This window comes from Herbaspirillum sp. NPDC087042, from assembly GCF_044745245.1.
Lineage (GTDB): Bacteria > Pseudomonadota > Gammaproteobacteria > Burkholderiales > Burkholderiaceae_D > Herbaspirillum.
The window spans coordinates 516,177-530,398 of sequence record NZ_JBIUZW010000001.1 but is presented as its reverse complement, the minus strand read 5'-3'; the positions used below and the strand labels follow the sequence as shown (position 1 = coordinate 530,398).

The 14,222-nt window shown below is 64.5% G+C and carries 14 protein-coding genes; 7 read left to right on the top strand and 7 right to left on the bottom strand.

The window, feature by feature from the left end:
- Positions 1-171 precede the first annotated feature (171 nt).
- The 4 genes from ACIPHN_RS02355 (at position 172) to ACIPHN_RS02340 (ending at position 3,628) form a co-directional block, all read left to right on the top strand.
- Positions 172-1,485, top strand: coding sequence for an ATP-binding protein (locus ACIPHN_RS02355; RefSeq protein WP_400432161.1), 1,314 nt, complete (start codon positions 172-174; stop codon positions 1,483-1,485).
- 67 nt (positions 1,486-1,552) lie between these two features.
- Positions 1,553-2,101, top strand: a complete 549-nt coding sequence (locus ACIPHN_RS02350) for a response regulator transcription factor (protein ID WP_400432159.1) — start codon at positions 1,553-1,555, stop codon at positions 2,099-2,101.
- Positions 2,102-2,180: 79 nt separating this feature from the next.
- Positions 2,181-2,960 (top strand): TatD family hydrolase, encoded by a 780-nt coding sequence (locus tag ACIPHN_RS02345; protein ID WP_400432156.1) that lies wholly within the window; start codon positions 2,181-2,183, stop codon positions 2,958-2,960.
- Positions 2,957-3,628 carry an ankyrin repeat domain-containing protein gene (locus ACIPHN_RS02340; protein ID WP_400432153.1) on the top strand — a complete coding sequence of 224 codons (672 nt, stop codon included), beginning with the start codon at positions 2,957-2,959 and terminating at the stop codon, positions 3,626-3,628. The genes ACIPHN_RS02345 and ACIPHN_RS02340 overlap by 4 nt, the downstream gene beginning before the upstream one ends.
- A 92-nt stretch (positions 3,629-3,720) precedes the next feature.
- On the opposite strand, the gene ACIPHN_RS02335 is transcribed toward ACIPHN_RS02340, so the two are convergent.
- The 3 genes from ACIPHN_RS02335 to hpnD form a co-directional block, all read right to left on the bottom strand.
- Complete coding sequence (locus ACIPHN_RS02335) at positions 3,721-4,863, bottom strand: L-lactate dehydrogenase (protein ID WP_400432150.1); 1,143 nt, start codon at positions 4,861-4,863, stop codon at positions 3,721-3,723.
- A gap of 209 nt (positions 4,864-5,072) precedes the next feature.
- Positions 5,073-6,416 (bottom strand): hydroxysqualene dehydroxylase HpnE, encoded by a 1,344-nt coding sequence (hpnE, locus tag ACIPHN_RS02330; RefSeq protein WP_400432147.1) that lies wholly within the window; start codon positions 6,414-6,416, stop codon positions 5,073-5,075.
- 40 nt (positions 6,417-6,456) lie between these two features.
- Complete coding sequence (hpnD, locus tag ACIPHN_RS02325; RefSeq protein ID WP_400432144.1) at positions 6,457-7,290, bottom strand: presqualene diphosphate synthase HpnD; 834 nt, start codon at positions 7,288-7,290, stop codon at positions 6,457-6,459.
- 295 nt (positions 7,291-7,585) lie between these two features.
- On the opposite strand from hpnD, the gene ACIPHN_RS02320 reads away from it, so the two are divergent.
- Positions 7,586-8,422, top strand: coding sequence for an HDOD domain-containing protein (locus ACIPHN_RS02320; RefSeq protein ID WP_400432141.1), 837 nt, complete (start codon positions 7,586-7,588; stop codon positions 8,420-8,422).
- A gap of 54 nt (positions 8,423-8,476) precedes the next feature.
- Here the strand turns inward: ACIPHN_RS02320 and hpnC are convergent, their stop codons facing one another.
- The 3 genes from hpnC to ACIPHN_RS02305 all read right to left on the bottom strand — a co-directional run bounded on the left by hpnC (position 8,477) and on the right by ACIPHN_RS02305 (position 11,653).
- Complete coding sequence (hpnC, locus tag ACIPHN_RS02315; RefSeq protein WP_400432138.1) at positions 8,477-9,286, bottom strand: squalene synthase HpnC; 810 nt, start codon at positions 9,284-9,286, stop codon at positions 8,477-8,479.
- 25 nt (positions 9,287-9,311) lie between these two features.
- Positions 9,312-9,596: a hypothetical protein gene (locus ACIPHN_RS02310; RefSeq protein ID WP_400432135.1), complete on the bottom strand. Its 285-nt coding sequence runs from the start codon at positions 9,594-9,596 to the stop codon at positions 9,312-9,314.
- A gap of 236 nt (positions 9,597-9,832) precedes the next feature.
- Entirely contained in the window at positions 9,833-11,653 is a 1,821-nt protein-coding gene (locus tag ACIPHN_RS02305; RefSeq protein ID WP_400432132.1) for a calcium-binding protein, read from the bottom strand.
- Here ACIPHN_RS02305 and ACIPHN_RS02300 point away from each other — a divergent pair.
- Positions 11,601-12,113 (top strand): hypothetical protein, encoded by a 513-nt coding sequence (locus tag ACIPHN_RS02300; protein ID WP_400432129.1) that lies wholly within the window; start codon positions 11,601-11,603, stop codon positions 12,111-12,113. The genes ACIPHN_RS02305 and ACIPHN_RS02300 overlap by 53 nt on opposite strands.
- On the opposite strand, the gene ACIPHN_RS02295 is transcribed toward ACIPHN_RS02300, so the two are convergent.
- Positions 12,103-13,614: a calcium-binding protein gene (locus tag ACIPHN_RS02295; protein WP_400432126.1), complete on the bottom strand. Its 1,512-nt coding sequence runs from the start codon at positions 13,612-13,614 to the stop codon at positions 12,103-12,105. The two genes, ACIPHN_RS02300 and ACIPHN_RS02295, sit on opposite strands and share 11 nt — an antisense overlap.
- A 28-nt stretch (positions 13,615-13,642) precedes the next feature.
- On the opposite strand from ACIPHN_RS02295, the gene ACIPHN_RS02290 reads away from it, so the two are divergent.
- Positions 13,643-14,209, top strand: coding sequence for a hypothetical protein (locus ACIPHN_RS02290; RefSeq protein WP_400432123.1), 567 nt, complete (start codon positions 13,643-13,645; stop codon positions 14,207-14,209).
- The last annotated feature ends 13 nt before the right edge of the window (positions 14,210-14,222 follow it).

The window sequence follows — 14,222 nt, the reverse complement described above, 5'->3', positions numbered from 1 at the left end:
AACCGCGATAAAAACTTCTGTAAGTATAAGTAATAATCGTTCGCATTTGCATTTATTTCGAGAATTTTGCATCTGTAATGAGAATCTGGTGGCCCACGGTACCGGCTCGGCGGCTCATGCTGGTCATGAGATGACGGGGCTACCGCTGGCATCGCCCGTATAATCGCGTCCATGACTTCTGCTGCCTCCCGCCTCAGCCCGGCGCCGCCCCCGGCCGGCCCTTCCTTGCCCCAGCATCCCTTGCTGTCGCGCCTGTTCTGGCTGCGCTGGGCCATGGTGGCGGGCGAGCTGCTGGTGTTGGCGGGGGCCCAGGCCTGGTTGCATATCACGCTGCCGCTGACCGAGCTGGTGGCCCTGATCGCCTTGCAGGCCCTGATCAACGGCGCCACCTGGCTGCGCATGCGCTGGCCGCGGCCGGCCGAGCAGGGCGAGCTGCTGCTGCAACTGCTGCTGGATGTGGCGGTGCTGACAGCCTTGCTCTACTTTTCGGGCGGGTCGACCAATCCCTTCGTGTCCTTCTACCTGCCGGCGCTGGCGGCGGGTGCGGCCAGCCTGGCCTGGCCTTATGCGCTGCTGCTGGCGGCCTGCGCACTGGGGGCGTATTCGGGGCTGGTCTATTTCTACCAGCCGCTGCACATCCACGACCATGACCAGGCCATGGCCTACCACCTGGCGGGGATGTGGATCAATTTCTCGATCTCGGCCTTGCTCATCACCTGGTTCGTCAGCCGTATCGCCGCTGCCGTGCGCTCGCGTGATGGCCAGCTGGCACAGGCGCGTGAGCGGCAGCTGCAAAGCCAGCGCATCCTGGCGCTGGGCACGCAGGCAGCTGGCGCGGCCCATGCGCTCAACACGCCGCTGTCGACGGTGGCGGTGATCGCCGGGGAGCTGCGTCGGGAGATGGCCGATAATCCTGCCCTGGCTCCCTATGACGAGGACTTGCGCATCGTCGAAGAGCAGATCGCCGCCTGCAAGACCGCCCTGGAGAGCATGCGCCTGGATGCCGATGCCCAGGCCCGCAACGAGGGCAGCGCGCCGCTGGCGCCCTGGCTCAGGAGCCTGCTGGAAGGCTGGCGCCTGCGCCATCCGGCGGTGCTGCTGGTGGCCGAAGTGCATCAGCCGCAATGGCGGGCCAGCCAGTTGCAGGACCTCTCGCAGATCGTGCTGACGCTGCTGGACAATGCCGCCCATGCGGTCCGGGAGCGCGGTCAGCAGGGCGAGATCCGCATCAGCCTGACGGCAGCTGACGCGCCATCCAGGGATGGTCGTGCGCGCGCTATCATCGGCATTGTCGATAATGGTTGCGGCATTGCGCCCGAGCTGTTGCAGCGCCTGGGACGCGGGCCGGTGGCCAGTAGCAGCGGCGGTTCCGGCATTGGCCTGATGCTGGCCTTCGCCAGTGCCGCGCACCTGGGAGGCAAGCTGCATCTGCGCTCCACGCCGGGCCAGGGCAGCGAGGCCGAACTGTGGTTCCCGCTGGCTTGAGCCGGGGATTGGCCGCTTCATTTCGTTTATTTTATTTATCTGATTTATTTCATTTGCAGATTTCCCGATGAGTGCAGCTTTCCTGATTCTCGACGACAACGATGTCTTTGCCGGCACCCTGGCCAGGTCGCTGGCGCGGCGCGGCTTCCGGCCGACCGTGGCGCATAGCGGCGAAGAGGCGCTGGAGGCGGCGCGCCGGCAGAGCTTCGACTACGCCACCATCGACCTGCAACTGGAGAAGGATTCCGGCCTGCAATGGGTGGCGCCGCTGCGCCAGGCGCTGCCCCGGGCGCGCCTGCTGGTGCTGACCGGCTACGCCAGCATTGCCACCACGGTGCAAGCGATCAAGTCGGGGGCCGACAATTACCTGGCCAAGCCGGCCAATGTCGACTCCATCCTCTCGGCGCTGGCCCATGCCAGCGAGGGGGACGCCGCGGGCGAACCGGCGCTGCCGGTGGAGGAGGCCTCGCCGCTGTCGCTGGAACGGCTGGAATGGGAGCATATCCAGCGCGTGCTGGCCGAGCACGAGGGCAATATTTCCTCGACGGCGCGGGCGCTGAACATGCACCGGCGTACCCTGCAGCGCAAGCTTTCCAAGCGGCCGGTGGCGCGCTGATGGATGGCGTCATGGATGGGCCTGTCAGCAAAGGTAAGCAGGGGCGACACGTTCGGCGCATCGCTTTACAATAGCGCCCATGTATATCGATTCCCATTGCCACATCAATTTTCCCGACCTGGCGGCGCGTTTGCCCGAGATCTTCGGCAAGATGACCGAAAACCAGGTCAGCCACGCCCTGTGCGTGTCGGTGGACCTGCCCGATTTCCCGCAAGTGTTGGCGCTGGCCGAGCAATATCCCAATGTCTACGCCTCGGTGGGTGTGCATCCCGACTACGAGGACACGCCCGAACCCTCCGTGGATGAGCTGATCCGCCTGGCCGACCATCCGCGCATCATCGCCATCGGCGAGACCGGTCTGGACTACTACCGCCTGCAGGGCGACCTGGAATGGCAGCGCGAGCGCTTCCGTGTCCATATCCGCGCCTCGCGCGCGACCGGCAAGCCGCTCATCATCCATACCCGCGCGGCCTCCGAGGACACCATCCGCATCCTGCGCGAGGAAGGCGCCAGCCCGGACGCGGGCGGGGTGGCCGGTGTCATGCACTGCTTCACCGAGTCGCAGGAAGTGGCCGATGCGGCCATCGAACTGGGGTTCTACATCTCCTTCTCGGGCATCGTCACCTTCAAGTCGGCCAAGGATCTGCAGCAGGTGGCACGTACCATCCCGCTGGAGCGCATGCTGATCGAAACCGATTCTCCCTACCTGGCGCCGGTACCCTTCCGGGGCAAGACCAACGAGCCCGGCTATGTGCGCCATGTGGGCGAGTTCATCGCCGACCTGCGCGGCATTCCGGCCGCCGAGGTGGCGCGCCAGACCTCTGACAATTTCTTCAAGCTGTTCGGAATCAAGCCATGACCCTGCTGGAAAAGCTGCGCGCCCGCTTCGGCGGTATCGGCCGCATCGTGCTCTATACGTCGCTGCTCTTGCCGGGCGCCGCCCGTGCCGGTGCCTACGAGGAATACTTCCAGGCCATCCGCATGGATAACGTGTATTTCCTCAAGCAACTGATGCAGCGGGGCATGGGCCCCAACCTGATCGAGCCCAAGCGCGGCTATACCGGCCTGATGCTGTCCATCCGCGAGGATTCGATGAAGGCCTTCGACCTGCTGGTCAACGCCCCCGATGTCAACCTGGAAGCCCAGGCCACCAACGGCGACACGCCGCTGATGCTGGCGGCCTTCTACGGCAACGTCCCGGTGGTCAAGCTGCTGCTGGGGCGTGAGGTGGAAGTCAACCGTCCCGGCTGGACGGCCCTGCATTACGCCGCCATCAACGGCAGTTCGGACATCGTCAAGCTGCTGCTCGATGCCTCGGCGTATGTGGATGCGGAGTCGCCCGACGAGCAGATGACGCCGGTGATGCTGGCAGCCATGCGTGGCCGGGTAGCGGCGGTGGCAGCGCTGCGCGACGGCGGCGCCGATCTCAGCCTGAAGAACAAGGAAGGCCTGACCGCGATGGACCTGGCGCGCCGCTATGGCCAGGACGAGGTCATCGATGTGCTCAAGGAAAAGCCCCATCAGTAAGCCTTAAGCCCCGACGGGCTGCCAGCAGGAAAAAATCCCGGCCACCTCGCGGTGGGCCGGGATTTTTTGCGACTGCGAGATCGGGATGGGGCTCAGGGCACCAGGATCTGGCGGCCGACGTCCTTGATGTCCTTGGTACCGGTCAGGGCCATGCTGACATCGAGTTCCTTGCGCATGATTTCCAGCATCTGCGAGACGCCATCGCCACCCAGCGCACCCAGGCTGTAGAGGAAGGCGCGGCCGATCATGGTGCCACGGGCGCCCAGCGCCACCGCCTTGAGCACATCCTGGCCGGAGCGGATGCCGCCGTCGAACCAGACCTCGATCTGGTCACCCACCGCCTCGGCAATGGCCGGCAGGGCTTCGATGGAAGACATGGCGCCATCGAGCTGGCGGCCGCCGTGGTTGGAGACGACGATGGCGTCGGCGCCGCTCTGCACGGCCAGCTTGGCATCTTCGACATCGAGGATGCCCTTGAGGATCAGCTTGCCGCCCCATTGTTGCTTGATCCAGGCCACGTCATCCCAGTTCAGGGTCGGGTCGAACTGGCTGGCGGTCCACTTGGAGAGGGTCTGCACGCCACCGGCGCCTTCGCCGCCCTTGATGTGGCCGGCCAGGTTGCCGAAGGTCTTGCGTCCGCCCAGTGCGCGCAGCGCCCAGCCGGGCTTGCTGGCGAGGTCCAGCAGGGTGTCCAGGGTCAGCTTGGGCGGCACCGACATGCCGTTCTTGAGATCCTTGTGGCGCTGGCCGAGGATCTGCAGGTCCAGCGTGAGCACCAGCGCCGAGCACTTGGCGGCCTTGGCGCGTTCGATCAGCGACTTCACGAAGCCACGGTCGCGCATCACGTAGAGCTGGAACCAGAAAGGCTTGGTGGTCACGCTGGCCACGTCCTCGATGGAGCAGATGCTCATGGTCGAGAGCGTGAAGGGGATGCCGAACTTCTCGGCCGCGATCGCGCCCAGCATCTCGCCATTGGCCCACTGCATGCCGGTCAGGCCGGTGGGCGCGATGGCCACCGGCATGGTGACGTCATGGCCGATCATGGTGGTGCGGGTGCTGCGTTCGTCGACGTTGATGGCGACGCGCTGGCGCAGCTTCAGGGCGGCCAGATCCTTGGTGTTGGCGCGATAGGTGCCTTCGGTGTAGGAACCGCTGTCGGCGTAGTCGTAGAAGGCCTTGGGCACGCGCTTCTTGGCCAGCAGGCGGAAGTCTTCGACACAGGTCATGACCGGCATATTATTTTCTCCGTAGGTATCAAACGCGGCTTTGTGCCGCCGGGCGATGGTGGTGCAGACACGAAGCGGAATCGGGACTGCTCAATGGGGACTGCAGATGGTTCGCTATCCTAGTGCATCGCCGCGATGGATGGGGTGAATCCCTTTGCCGGTATCCATGAAAATTTTATATCGGCAAGAGCGATAGGCTCCCTGTGGCGACCGCCGGATCAGGCCGCCAGCAGCCTGGCCGCGGCCTGTCCGCTGCGCACGGCGCCCTCCAGGGTGGCCGGATAGTCGCCGGCCACATAGTCGCCGGCCAGCGCCAGCCCGGCGGGCAGGCCGGTATTGTCGGGCCGTGCCAGTCCCGGGGTGCAGGAGAAGGTGGCGCGCTTTTCGGTGACCACCCGGGTCCACTGCGGGCTGGCCAGCGCCGGCAAGCCAAAGTCGGCGGCCAGCTGGCGGGTGATGCCCTCGGCCAGGGCCGCATGGCCGTCGGCGATGGCCTGGCCGGCGGCGCTGACCACCACAGCCAGCAGGCCGGCGTCGCCGCCCAGTTGGCCCCGGTCGAAGACGAACTGGCCCCAGGCCTGGCGCTCGGGCGCATCGGCCAGCGCGTAGAAGGGCGCGGGCAGGCGCAGCGGGTGCGGATACTGCAGGTAGCAGGTGGTGATCGGTTCGTAGTCCAGGGCGCGCAGCGTACTGGTGTCGTGCAGGCCTTCCAGCAACGGGGCGGCGGCCTCCGGACCGGTGGCCAGCACCACGCCGGAGAATTCACCCAGGCGCTCGCCCTGGCGATTCTCCAGAGACCAGCTGCCGGGGTGGTTGCCGGGGTTATTGCCCGGTACCAGGCGACCCACGGCGACACCGGACCGCACCAGTCCACCGCGTCGGGTGACATAGTCGGCCGCGGCATCGGGCAGCAGGGCGCTCAGGTCCAGGCGCGGGATCAGCATGTCGGAGGCGGCGCGGCGTGCGCCCAGGCTGTCGCGCAAGACATTCAGGAAAACTTGTGCCGACGCGCGTTCAGGCGGGGTGTTGAGTGCGGCGATGCACAGTGGCACCCACATCAGCCGGATCAGGCGCGGGGTCTGTTCGTAGCGCTCCAGCAGCTCGGCCACGCTGCAATCCTGGTGCAGCTGCCAGCCCATCCAGCGCGCCGTGGTCGAAAAGCGGGCCAGCGCCAGCTTGTCCTCGCGCGCCAGTCCCTTGGCCCGTAGCAGGGCCACGGCCACATGCCAGGGGGCCGGCAGGCGCGGTGCCACGAAATCCATGCCCTCGGCGCCCGCCTGTAGCGGATAGCGCATCTGCAGGGGCAGTCGCAGCAGCGCCTTGGCCGGATCGACGCCGACCTGCTTCATCAGCGCCAGGGTGGCGCGATAGGCGCCCAGCAGGATGTGCTGGCCATTGTCCAGCGTGCGCCCATCCAGTTCGATGCGGCGCGCCCGCCCTCCGAGGGTACGTGCGGCCTCGAACAGGCTGACCCGGTGGCCGGCGGCGGCCAGGGTCACGGCGGCAGCGCAACCGGACCAGCCGGCGCCGATCACGGCATGGTGGCGGGGAGCGTTCTTCATGACGGGCAGGGTAGGGGAATGAGCCGAAATCAGCCGGAAATCAGCCGAAGACGTAGGTCTTCCACGCCAGCCACAGCTTGCGGATGGGTGTGAGCGAGATGCGCTGGTTGAGCACGTGGTAGCCGTCGCGGGTGATCTCGTCGAGCAGGGTGCGGTAGATGGCCGCCATCATCAGGCCCGGACGCTGGGCGCGCCGGTCTTCCCGGGGCAGCAGGGCAAAGGCTTCTTCATAGACCGCCTGGGCGCGTTCGACCTGGAACTTCATCAGGGCCTCGAAGCGCTCGCTATGGCGGGCATTGAGGATGTCGGCGGCGGTCACATTGAATTGCTGCAATTCATTGACGGGCAGGTAGATACGGCCCTTGCGGCCATCCTCGCCAACGTCGCGGATGATATTGGTGAGCTGGAAAGCCAGCCCCAGCTTCTCGGCAAATTGCAGCGTAGCCGGCTGGGTATGGCCGAAGATGCTGGCCGAAAGCACGCCCACCACGCCGGCGACATGCCAGCAATAGCGCTGCAGGCCGGGATAGTCGAGGTAGCGGCTCTGGTCGAGGTCCATCTCCATGCCGTCGATGATGGCCTGCAGGTGCTCGCCCTTGAGCTGGTAGGTGGCCATGTGCGGATGCAAGGCCTTGGTGACCGGGTGGGTCGGCTGGCCTTCCAGCATGGCGGCGATTTCCTTGCGCCACCACATCAGCTTGGTGCGAGCCACCATGGAATCCTCGATTTCATCGACGGTATCGTCGACTTCGCGGCAAAAGGCGTACAGCGCCGTGATCGCCAGCCGGCGTTGCGGCGGCAGGAACAGGAAGCTGTAATAAAAGCTGGAACCGCTGGCGGCGGCCTTCTGCTGGCAGTATTCGTCTGGAGACATGGGTGGCGTGGCGGCGGTTGATACGTCTACGGTGCTGCGCCGGAACGGGCAAGTCCCGGCAAAGGCGCTATGCTAGCCGAGTGCGCACGCCAGAGCAAATATCAGGGCAAATGCGGCGCGCGGATGTTATTGCGGGCCGCTGCGTTGTCCATTAAGCTCAGGGCAGTCAGTCGTCCGGGGAAAACAAATGCGCCAATGCGCAAAATAGCAAAACCGGATGAAGTTTGCCGTCAGTTTTGATGCGAGGCAGCACAACGTCGGGGAAGTCAGGGATCAACAGGAGTGTGGAGACATCATGGACAGACTTGAAATCTTTCGCAACATCGCATCGCAGGCCGGACGCGGGGAATTGGTGTTTCCCGCCAACGTCAGCGCATCGATCAAGCTGCAAAAAGCCCTGGCCGATCCCGATTGCCATCTGGAGCTGGCTGCCAAGCTGGTGACTGCCGAGCCGCTGGTGGCGGCGCGTACGGTGGCCATCGCCAACTCGGCGGCCTACAACCGTTCCGGCGGCGAGATCAACAATGTGCGCGCGGCGGTGATGCGGCTGGGTTTTCGCACCCTCAACACCATCACCACCTCGGTCATCGTGCGTCAGCTGGGGCGCACCATCAACAATCCCGGCATGCGCATCAAGTCGGCGCAATTGTGGGAGCACTGCGCCCACGTGGCGGCGACGGCCTATGTCCTGACCTCCAAGCTGACCAACGGTGACCCGGAAACGGCCATGTTTGCCGGCATCGTCCATGAAGTAGGGGGCTTTTACCTGCTTTCGCGTACCGATGACTATCCGGGCCTGCTCGACGGCGGTACCGAGGACTGGATGGAATATGGCGAGAAAATGATCGGCCGCGCCGTGCTCAAGAAGCTGGGCGTGCCGCAGGCGGTCAGCGACGCCATCGAGTCGCTCTGGCATGGCGTGCGGGTGTTGCCGCCAGAGACCATCGGCGACGTGCTGTTGCTGGCCAAGGAGCTCTCGCCCGTCCCCTCACCGCTGCATCGCACGGTAGCCGAGGTCGGCGTGGGTGGCGACAACCTGGTGGACGACTACATCGGCGATCAGTCCCTGCGTGAGATGCTGGACGACTCCGAAGAACAGATCCGCACCCTGACGGCGGCCTTGCTGGTCTGACCGCATCCCCCGAAGTCCACTGTCGCGCCCGGCCAGGCGTGGCAGTGGTAACGCTTACATGGTCAGGCCGCGCCAGGCCACGACCAGCCAATCCCGCTTGCCCAGTGTCGGGCGCCGCCTGAACACATCCCCCTCTACCTGCTCGATGCGCTCCAGGATGCGCAACCCGCCTTGCACCACCAGGCGCAGCTCCCAGCCGATGCGGCCGGGCAGGCGCCGGGCCAGCGGCGCGCCGGACAGCATCAGGGCGCGCGCACGTGCCACCTCGAAGCGCATCAACTGCTGCCAGCGCTGGTCGCGGCAAGCATCTTCGATATCCTGCTCATCCAGGCCGTGCGCCTGCAAGTCTTCCAGCGGCAGGTAGATACGCGCTTTTTGCCAGTCGATGGCAACGTCTTGCCAGAAATTGATCAATTGCAGCGCGCTGCAGATGGCATCCGAGTCGCGCAGGTTTTCTTCGCTTGTCTCTTTGTACAGATGAAGCATCAAGGTGCCGACCGGATTGGCCGAGCGGCGGCAGTAGTCGAGCAGCGCGTCGTAGCGGGGATAGCGGGTGGTGACCACATCCTGTCGGAACGCTGACAGCAGGTCGCGAAACGCCTGCAACGGCAGTGCATGGGCGCTGATGTAGGGGCGCAGCCGCTGGAAGAGGGGGTGGGTGCTGGGCTGGCCGGCCTCGATCAGGTCCAGCTGCGCTTCGTAGGCCTGCAGGGCGGCCAGCCGTTCGGCGGGCTGGGCATCGCCTTCGTCGGCGATATCGTCGGCGCTGCGGGCAAAGGCGTAGATGGCGCCCACGGCCGGCCGCAGGTGGGCGGGCAGCAACAGCGAGGCAACCGGGAAATTCTCGTAGTGGTCAACGGCCATGGCAGTGGAGCGGACTGTGCCGGACTTAGTCGAACTTGTCCTTGAGCAGCGCCTCGATGGTGGCGATGCGCGTTTCCACCGTCTCCAGCAGGGCCCGGGGCATGGTGCCGCCGGCATTCAACTGGGCGGCCAGCGAGCGGGCGATGCCCATGGCACCTTCGCTGAACTGCCGGCCATCCTTGGACAGCACGGCGGCGGCCGTGAAGAGGGTGGAAAACAGGATCTGGTCGGCGGTGTTGTTTTCGATGAACTTGTTCAGGAGCGCGTTGTGGCTTTGCTTCAAGGCGTCGAATTCTTCCTGGGTGGGCATGGTGAGTCCTGGTGTGCGTGCGGACCGGCCGCGCCCCTCTGGAGCGCCAGGCAATCGTACTTGCGGATGCGAACGGCCTGCACGGAGTGATCGGGCAGGAGGAAAGGTGTTTTTTTCGTCCTGGCTTGGCAGGCGCGGATTGTAGCAGCAATAGAGGGGCTTGCGCCCCCTGCAGGAAGGGGGGGCAGGCGCCGGGCCGGTGGCGGCAGCTTCGTCACCACCGGCCGTATGGCGGCTTAGTGCGTCACGCTCAGCAACACCTGTCCGTGGCTGCGCTGGCCACTGGTCCAGCTGGTCTGCGTGGCCGAGGGCGGGGAGAAGGCGGCCATGGCCTGCACCAGTTTGGCGACGTCGGTGTCGTAGAGGGTCTTGCCGTCGGCGGTCTTGATGCGTTCGATATGGTTGTCGGTACCGCTATCGCCGCCGACATACCAGTCCTTGACCGTGACCTGGTCCTTGGAACCCATGACATCGATCCTGAGATCGTCCCCCGCCTGGCTGAACCACAGGTTGGTCTGGCTGGCGTCGCTGAATTTGAGGGTGTCGAGGTTGTCCTTGGTGGCGTCGTGGTCGTACACCACATCCTGTCCGTCGCCGCTGGCGAAGCGGTAGGTGTCGTTGCCGGCACCGCCGATGAGCAAGTCGTTGCCCTTGCCGCCGTCCAGGACATTGGCGCCGGCGTTGCCGACCAGGATGTTGTCGAGCTCGTTGCCGGTGGCGTCGAGGTCCTGGTTGCGCAGCTTGATCGGATCGTCGGTGGTGACGGTATCGGAGCCGAGCACGTCGGTGGCATCGTTCATTTGCTGCACCGTGACGAAGCGACACATGTCGCTGGCCCGGCCACGTCCCGAGTCGGCGATGTAGAAACCGATGATCTTGTCATTGGCAGCCGAACAGGCTACACCAGTGACCGTCACCACATGGTCGCTGACCGCGTCATCGTTCAGGTCTTCGCCCCATAGGTTGCCGGCACTCAGGCTCACGAGGACTCCCTTGCCGTCCTTGATGCTCTGGGCGACGGACTTGGCATCGAACCCCGACTCGATGGACGACTCGAACCCGAAGTCTTCCAGCAAGGTCTGCTGGTCGTAGCCGGAGGTGCCGCCCCGCATGTCGTCGGAATCGCTGCTGGTATCGCAAAGACTGTCCTTGATGGCGCGTTGCACGACCACCTTTTCCGATACGGGATGGTCGCCCAGCATGGTTACGTTGGCCACGCTGGCTTCGCCGCAGGTTCCCCAGTAGCCATCGACTTTGCCGCCCTGGTCATAGTTCAGCTGATACGACCGTGGCATGCCGTAGACCAGCGCATCGACACCATTGACGACAGCACTCTGGGGCTTGCTGGCGTCGAGAAGAACCAGGTTTTCCACGTTGGCCGAGAGTGTGGTGCTGACCGTGGCGTACACCGTGTCCACACCTTCACCGGCCTGTTCGATGACCTTGTCGCCGGGATTATCCACGTAGTAGCTGTCGTCCCCCTTGCCACCGGTCAGGGTGTCGGCGCCGCCCATGCCATCGAGGATATTGTTCTGGTCATTGCCGGTGAGCCGATTGGCCAGACCATTGCCGATGCCATTGAGGCTCGTGCCGAGCGACAGATCCGCGGTGTCGTCGTCCAGGCTGAGGTTTTTCGGGACACGAGGTTGCTTGCCGTTCCTGGGCATGTCTCCCTGGTCGCCGAATGGGGCCGGCGCATCGAAGGCCTCCTTGTAGCGTGCCGCATTGGCCTGGGCCACCAGATCCACCGACGGCGCGGTGACAGCGGGCTTGACGACGGCCTCAGGGGTGCTGGCACTGATCTGGGGTGTCTTGGCTGGCGTGTTGGCGGCAGGGACGGACAGGATGTCCGGCGCCACGCTGGCAGGTTTGCCAGGCGAGACCGGAGTCACGTTGACGGGCTTGCTGGGCGTGGCCGGCGCCACGCTGGCAGGTTCGGTGGGTGAGACCGGCGTCACGGTGATGGGCTTGCTGGGTGCGGGTGGCGTCACGCTGGCAGGTTTGATGGGTGAGACCGGCGTCACGGTGATGGGCTTGCTGGGTGCGGGTGGCGTCACGCTGGCAGGTTTGATGGGTGAGACCGGCGTCACGGTGACGGGCTTGCTGGGTGCGGGTGGTGTCACGCTGGCAGGTTTGTTAGGCGAGACCGGAGTCACACTGACGGGCTTGCTAGGCGTGACCGGAGTCAGGCTGACGGGTTTGCTGGGTGCGGCCGGAGTCACGCTGGCAATTACCTTTGGGAGCGAGTCGAACAATTTGATGCCCGGCCGGATAGGCGAGAAAACGACCGTGAAGACGCCGTCGTTCTGGATGCTCACGAAGCGGTCATCGATGCGCCTGATGACCGGCACGGTGGTATGGGAAGCTGACTCGGTTGGCGCTTGGTTGGTAGTAGACATGGATTCGATTTCCCCTTCAAATTCACCGATATCGGCGATGGTGTGCGGGGCAGGTCATCGTGTGCAACGACCTGCCCCGTCGGACGTGGTCTATCGGGTGGAGCCGGTCAGTGAGTGACGGTCAACAGGACTTTGCCGTTGCTGCCCGGCGTCGTGGGCCAACTGGTCTGCGTCGCTGACGGCGTGGAGAAACTGGCCATGGCCTGCACCAGTTTGGCGACGTCGGTGTCGTAGAGAGTCTTGCCGTCGGCGGTCTTGATGCGTTCGATGTGGTTGTCGGTACCGCTGTCGCCGCCCACATACCAGTCCTTGACCGTCACCTGGTCCTTGGAACCCATGACATTGATCTTGAGATCGTCCCCGGCCTGGCTGAACCACAGGTTGGTCTGCTTGGCGTCGCTGAACTGCAGGGTGTCGAGGTTGCCTTTGGTGGCGTCGTGGTCGTAGACCACGTCCTGTCCATCGCCGCTGGCGAAGCGGTAGGTGTCGTTGCCGGCGCCGCCGATGAGCATATCGTTGCCCTTGCCGCCGGTGATGACGTTGTCGCCACGGTTGCCGACCAGGATGTTGTCCAGCTCGTTACCGGTGGCGTCGAGGTTCTGGTCGCGCAGCTTGATGGGGTCGTCGGTGGTGATGGTGGTGGCGCCCTGCACGTTGGTGGCATCGATCAATTGCTGTGTCGTCATGAAACGGCATATGTCGTTACCGGTGCCGCGGCCCGAGTCGGCGATATAGAAGCCGACCACCTTGTCGTGGTCGGCCGAGCAGGCCACGCCGGTCACCGTGATCACATGGTCACTGATGTTGTCGTCCTTCATGTCTATGCCCCACAGCTTGCCGGCGCTCACGCTGACTATCACGCCCTTGCCGTCCTTGATGCTCTGGGCCACGGCCTGGACGTCGAATCCTTGATCGATGGTGGAGTCCAGGCCGAAATCGTGCAGCAAGGCCTGGCGCTGAAAGGCGTTGGTGCCGCCGGGATTGTCGGGGGAGGTGCTGATGGTGTCACACTGTTCTTCCTTGATGGCACGTTCCACCACCTCCTTTTCGGAGACCGGGTGGCCCGCAATCAGGGTCAGATTGGCGATGCTGGTTTCGCCGCTGGTGTTCAAGTAGTCGGGGACCCCGTAGCCCTGGGCGTAGTCCAGCTGATACGAACGGGGCATGCCGTAGACCAGCACATCGACGCCATGGACGACCGCCGTCTGCGGTTTGCTGGAATCGAGCAGCACCAGGTTCTCCACATTGGCCGAGAGCGTGCTGCTGACCGTGGCGTACACGGTGTCCACGCCTTCATCGGCTTGTTCGATGACCTTGTCGCCGGAATTATCCACGTAGTAGCTGTCGTCCCCCTTGCCGCCGATCATGGTGTCGGCGCCGGCCATGCCATCGAGGATGTTGTTCTGGTCATTGCCGGTGAGGCGATTGGCCAGCGCATTGCCGATCCCGTTGAGGCTCTTACCCAGGTCCAGGTCCGGGGCGCTCTCATACAGGGCGATGTTCTTGCGGGCCGGGGTTCCGTTGCCGTTCCTGGACTTGGGCGGTTCGTCGCCGAACGGTGCCGGGGCATTGAAGGCATCCTGATAGCGCGCGGCATTGGCCTGGGCCACCAGATCCACGGACGGGGTGGCGGCAGGGGGCGGAAGGGTGGCCGCTGTACCGGTACTGGCAGGTTTATTGCTGGTCGGGGGGCTGGCCGTCGTCACGACAGGCGTCACAGCAGGTGTGCTGGTTGGTGTAACGCTGACGGGCTTGCTGATGCTGTGCGCAGGAGTCAGAACGGCTGTAGCGGTACTGACAGGCTTTGTAATGGCAGATGTGCTGGTCACCGGCGTGGAAGTGACCGCCGGTTTGTGGGACAGTGGCGCAGTCACGGGAACCGGTGCTGAGTTTCCAAACAGACTGATGTCCGGCCGGATGGGGGAGAAAGCGACCGTGAAGACACCGTCGTTCTGGATGCTCACGAAGCGGTCATCGATGCGCCTGATGACCGGCACGGTGGCGCGGGAAGCGGACTTGGATTGCGCTTGGTTGGAAGTAGACATGGATTCGATTTCCCTTTTCAAATTCACCGATATTGGCGATGGTGTGCGGGAGCAGGTCATCGCACTTGGCGCTTGCCCCCGGGGATCTGTCACTGGCCACTATGCACGGCCAGCGTGTTGTCGTTTTTTGATCCCGAGTCGATTTAACCGGACTGAAATATTTCGGTAAATCGAACCAAAGT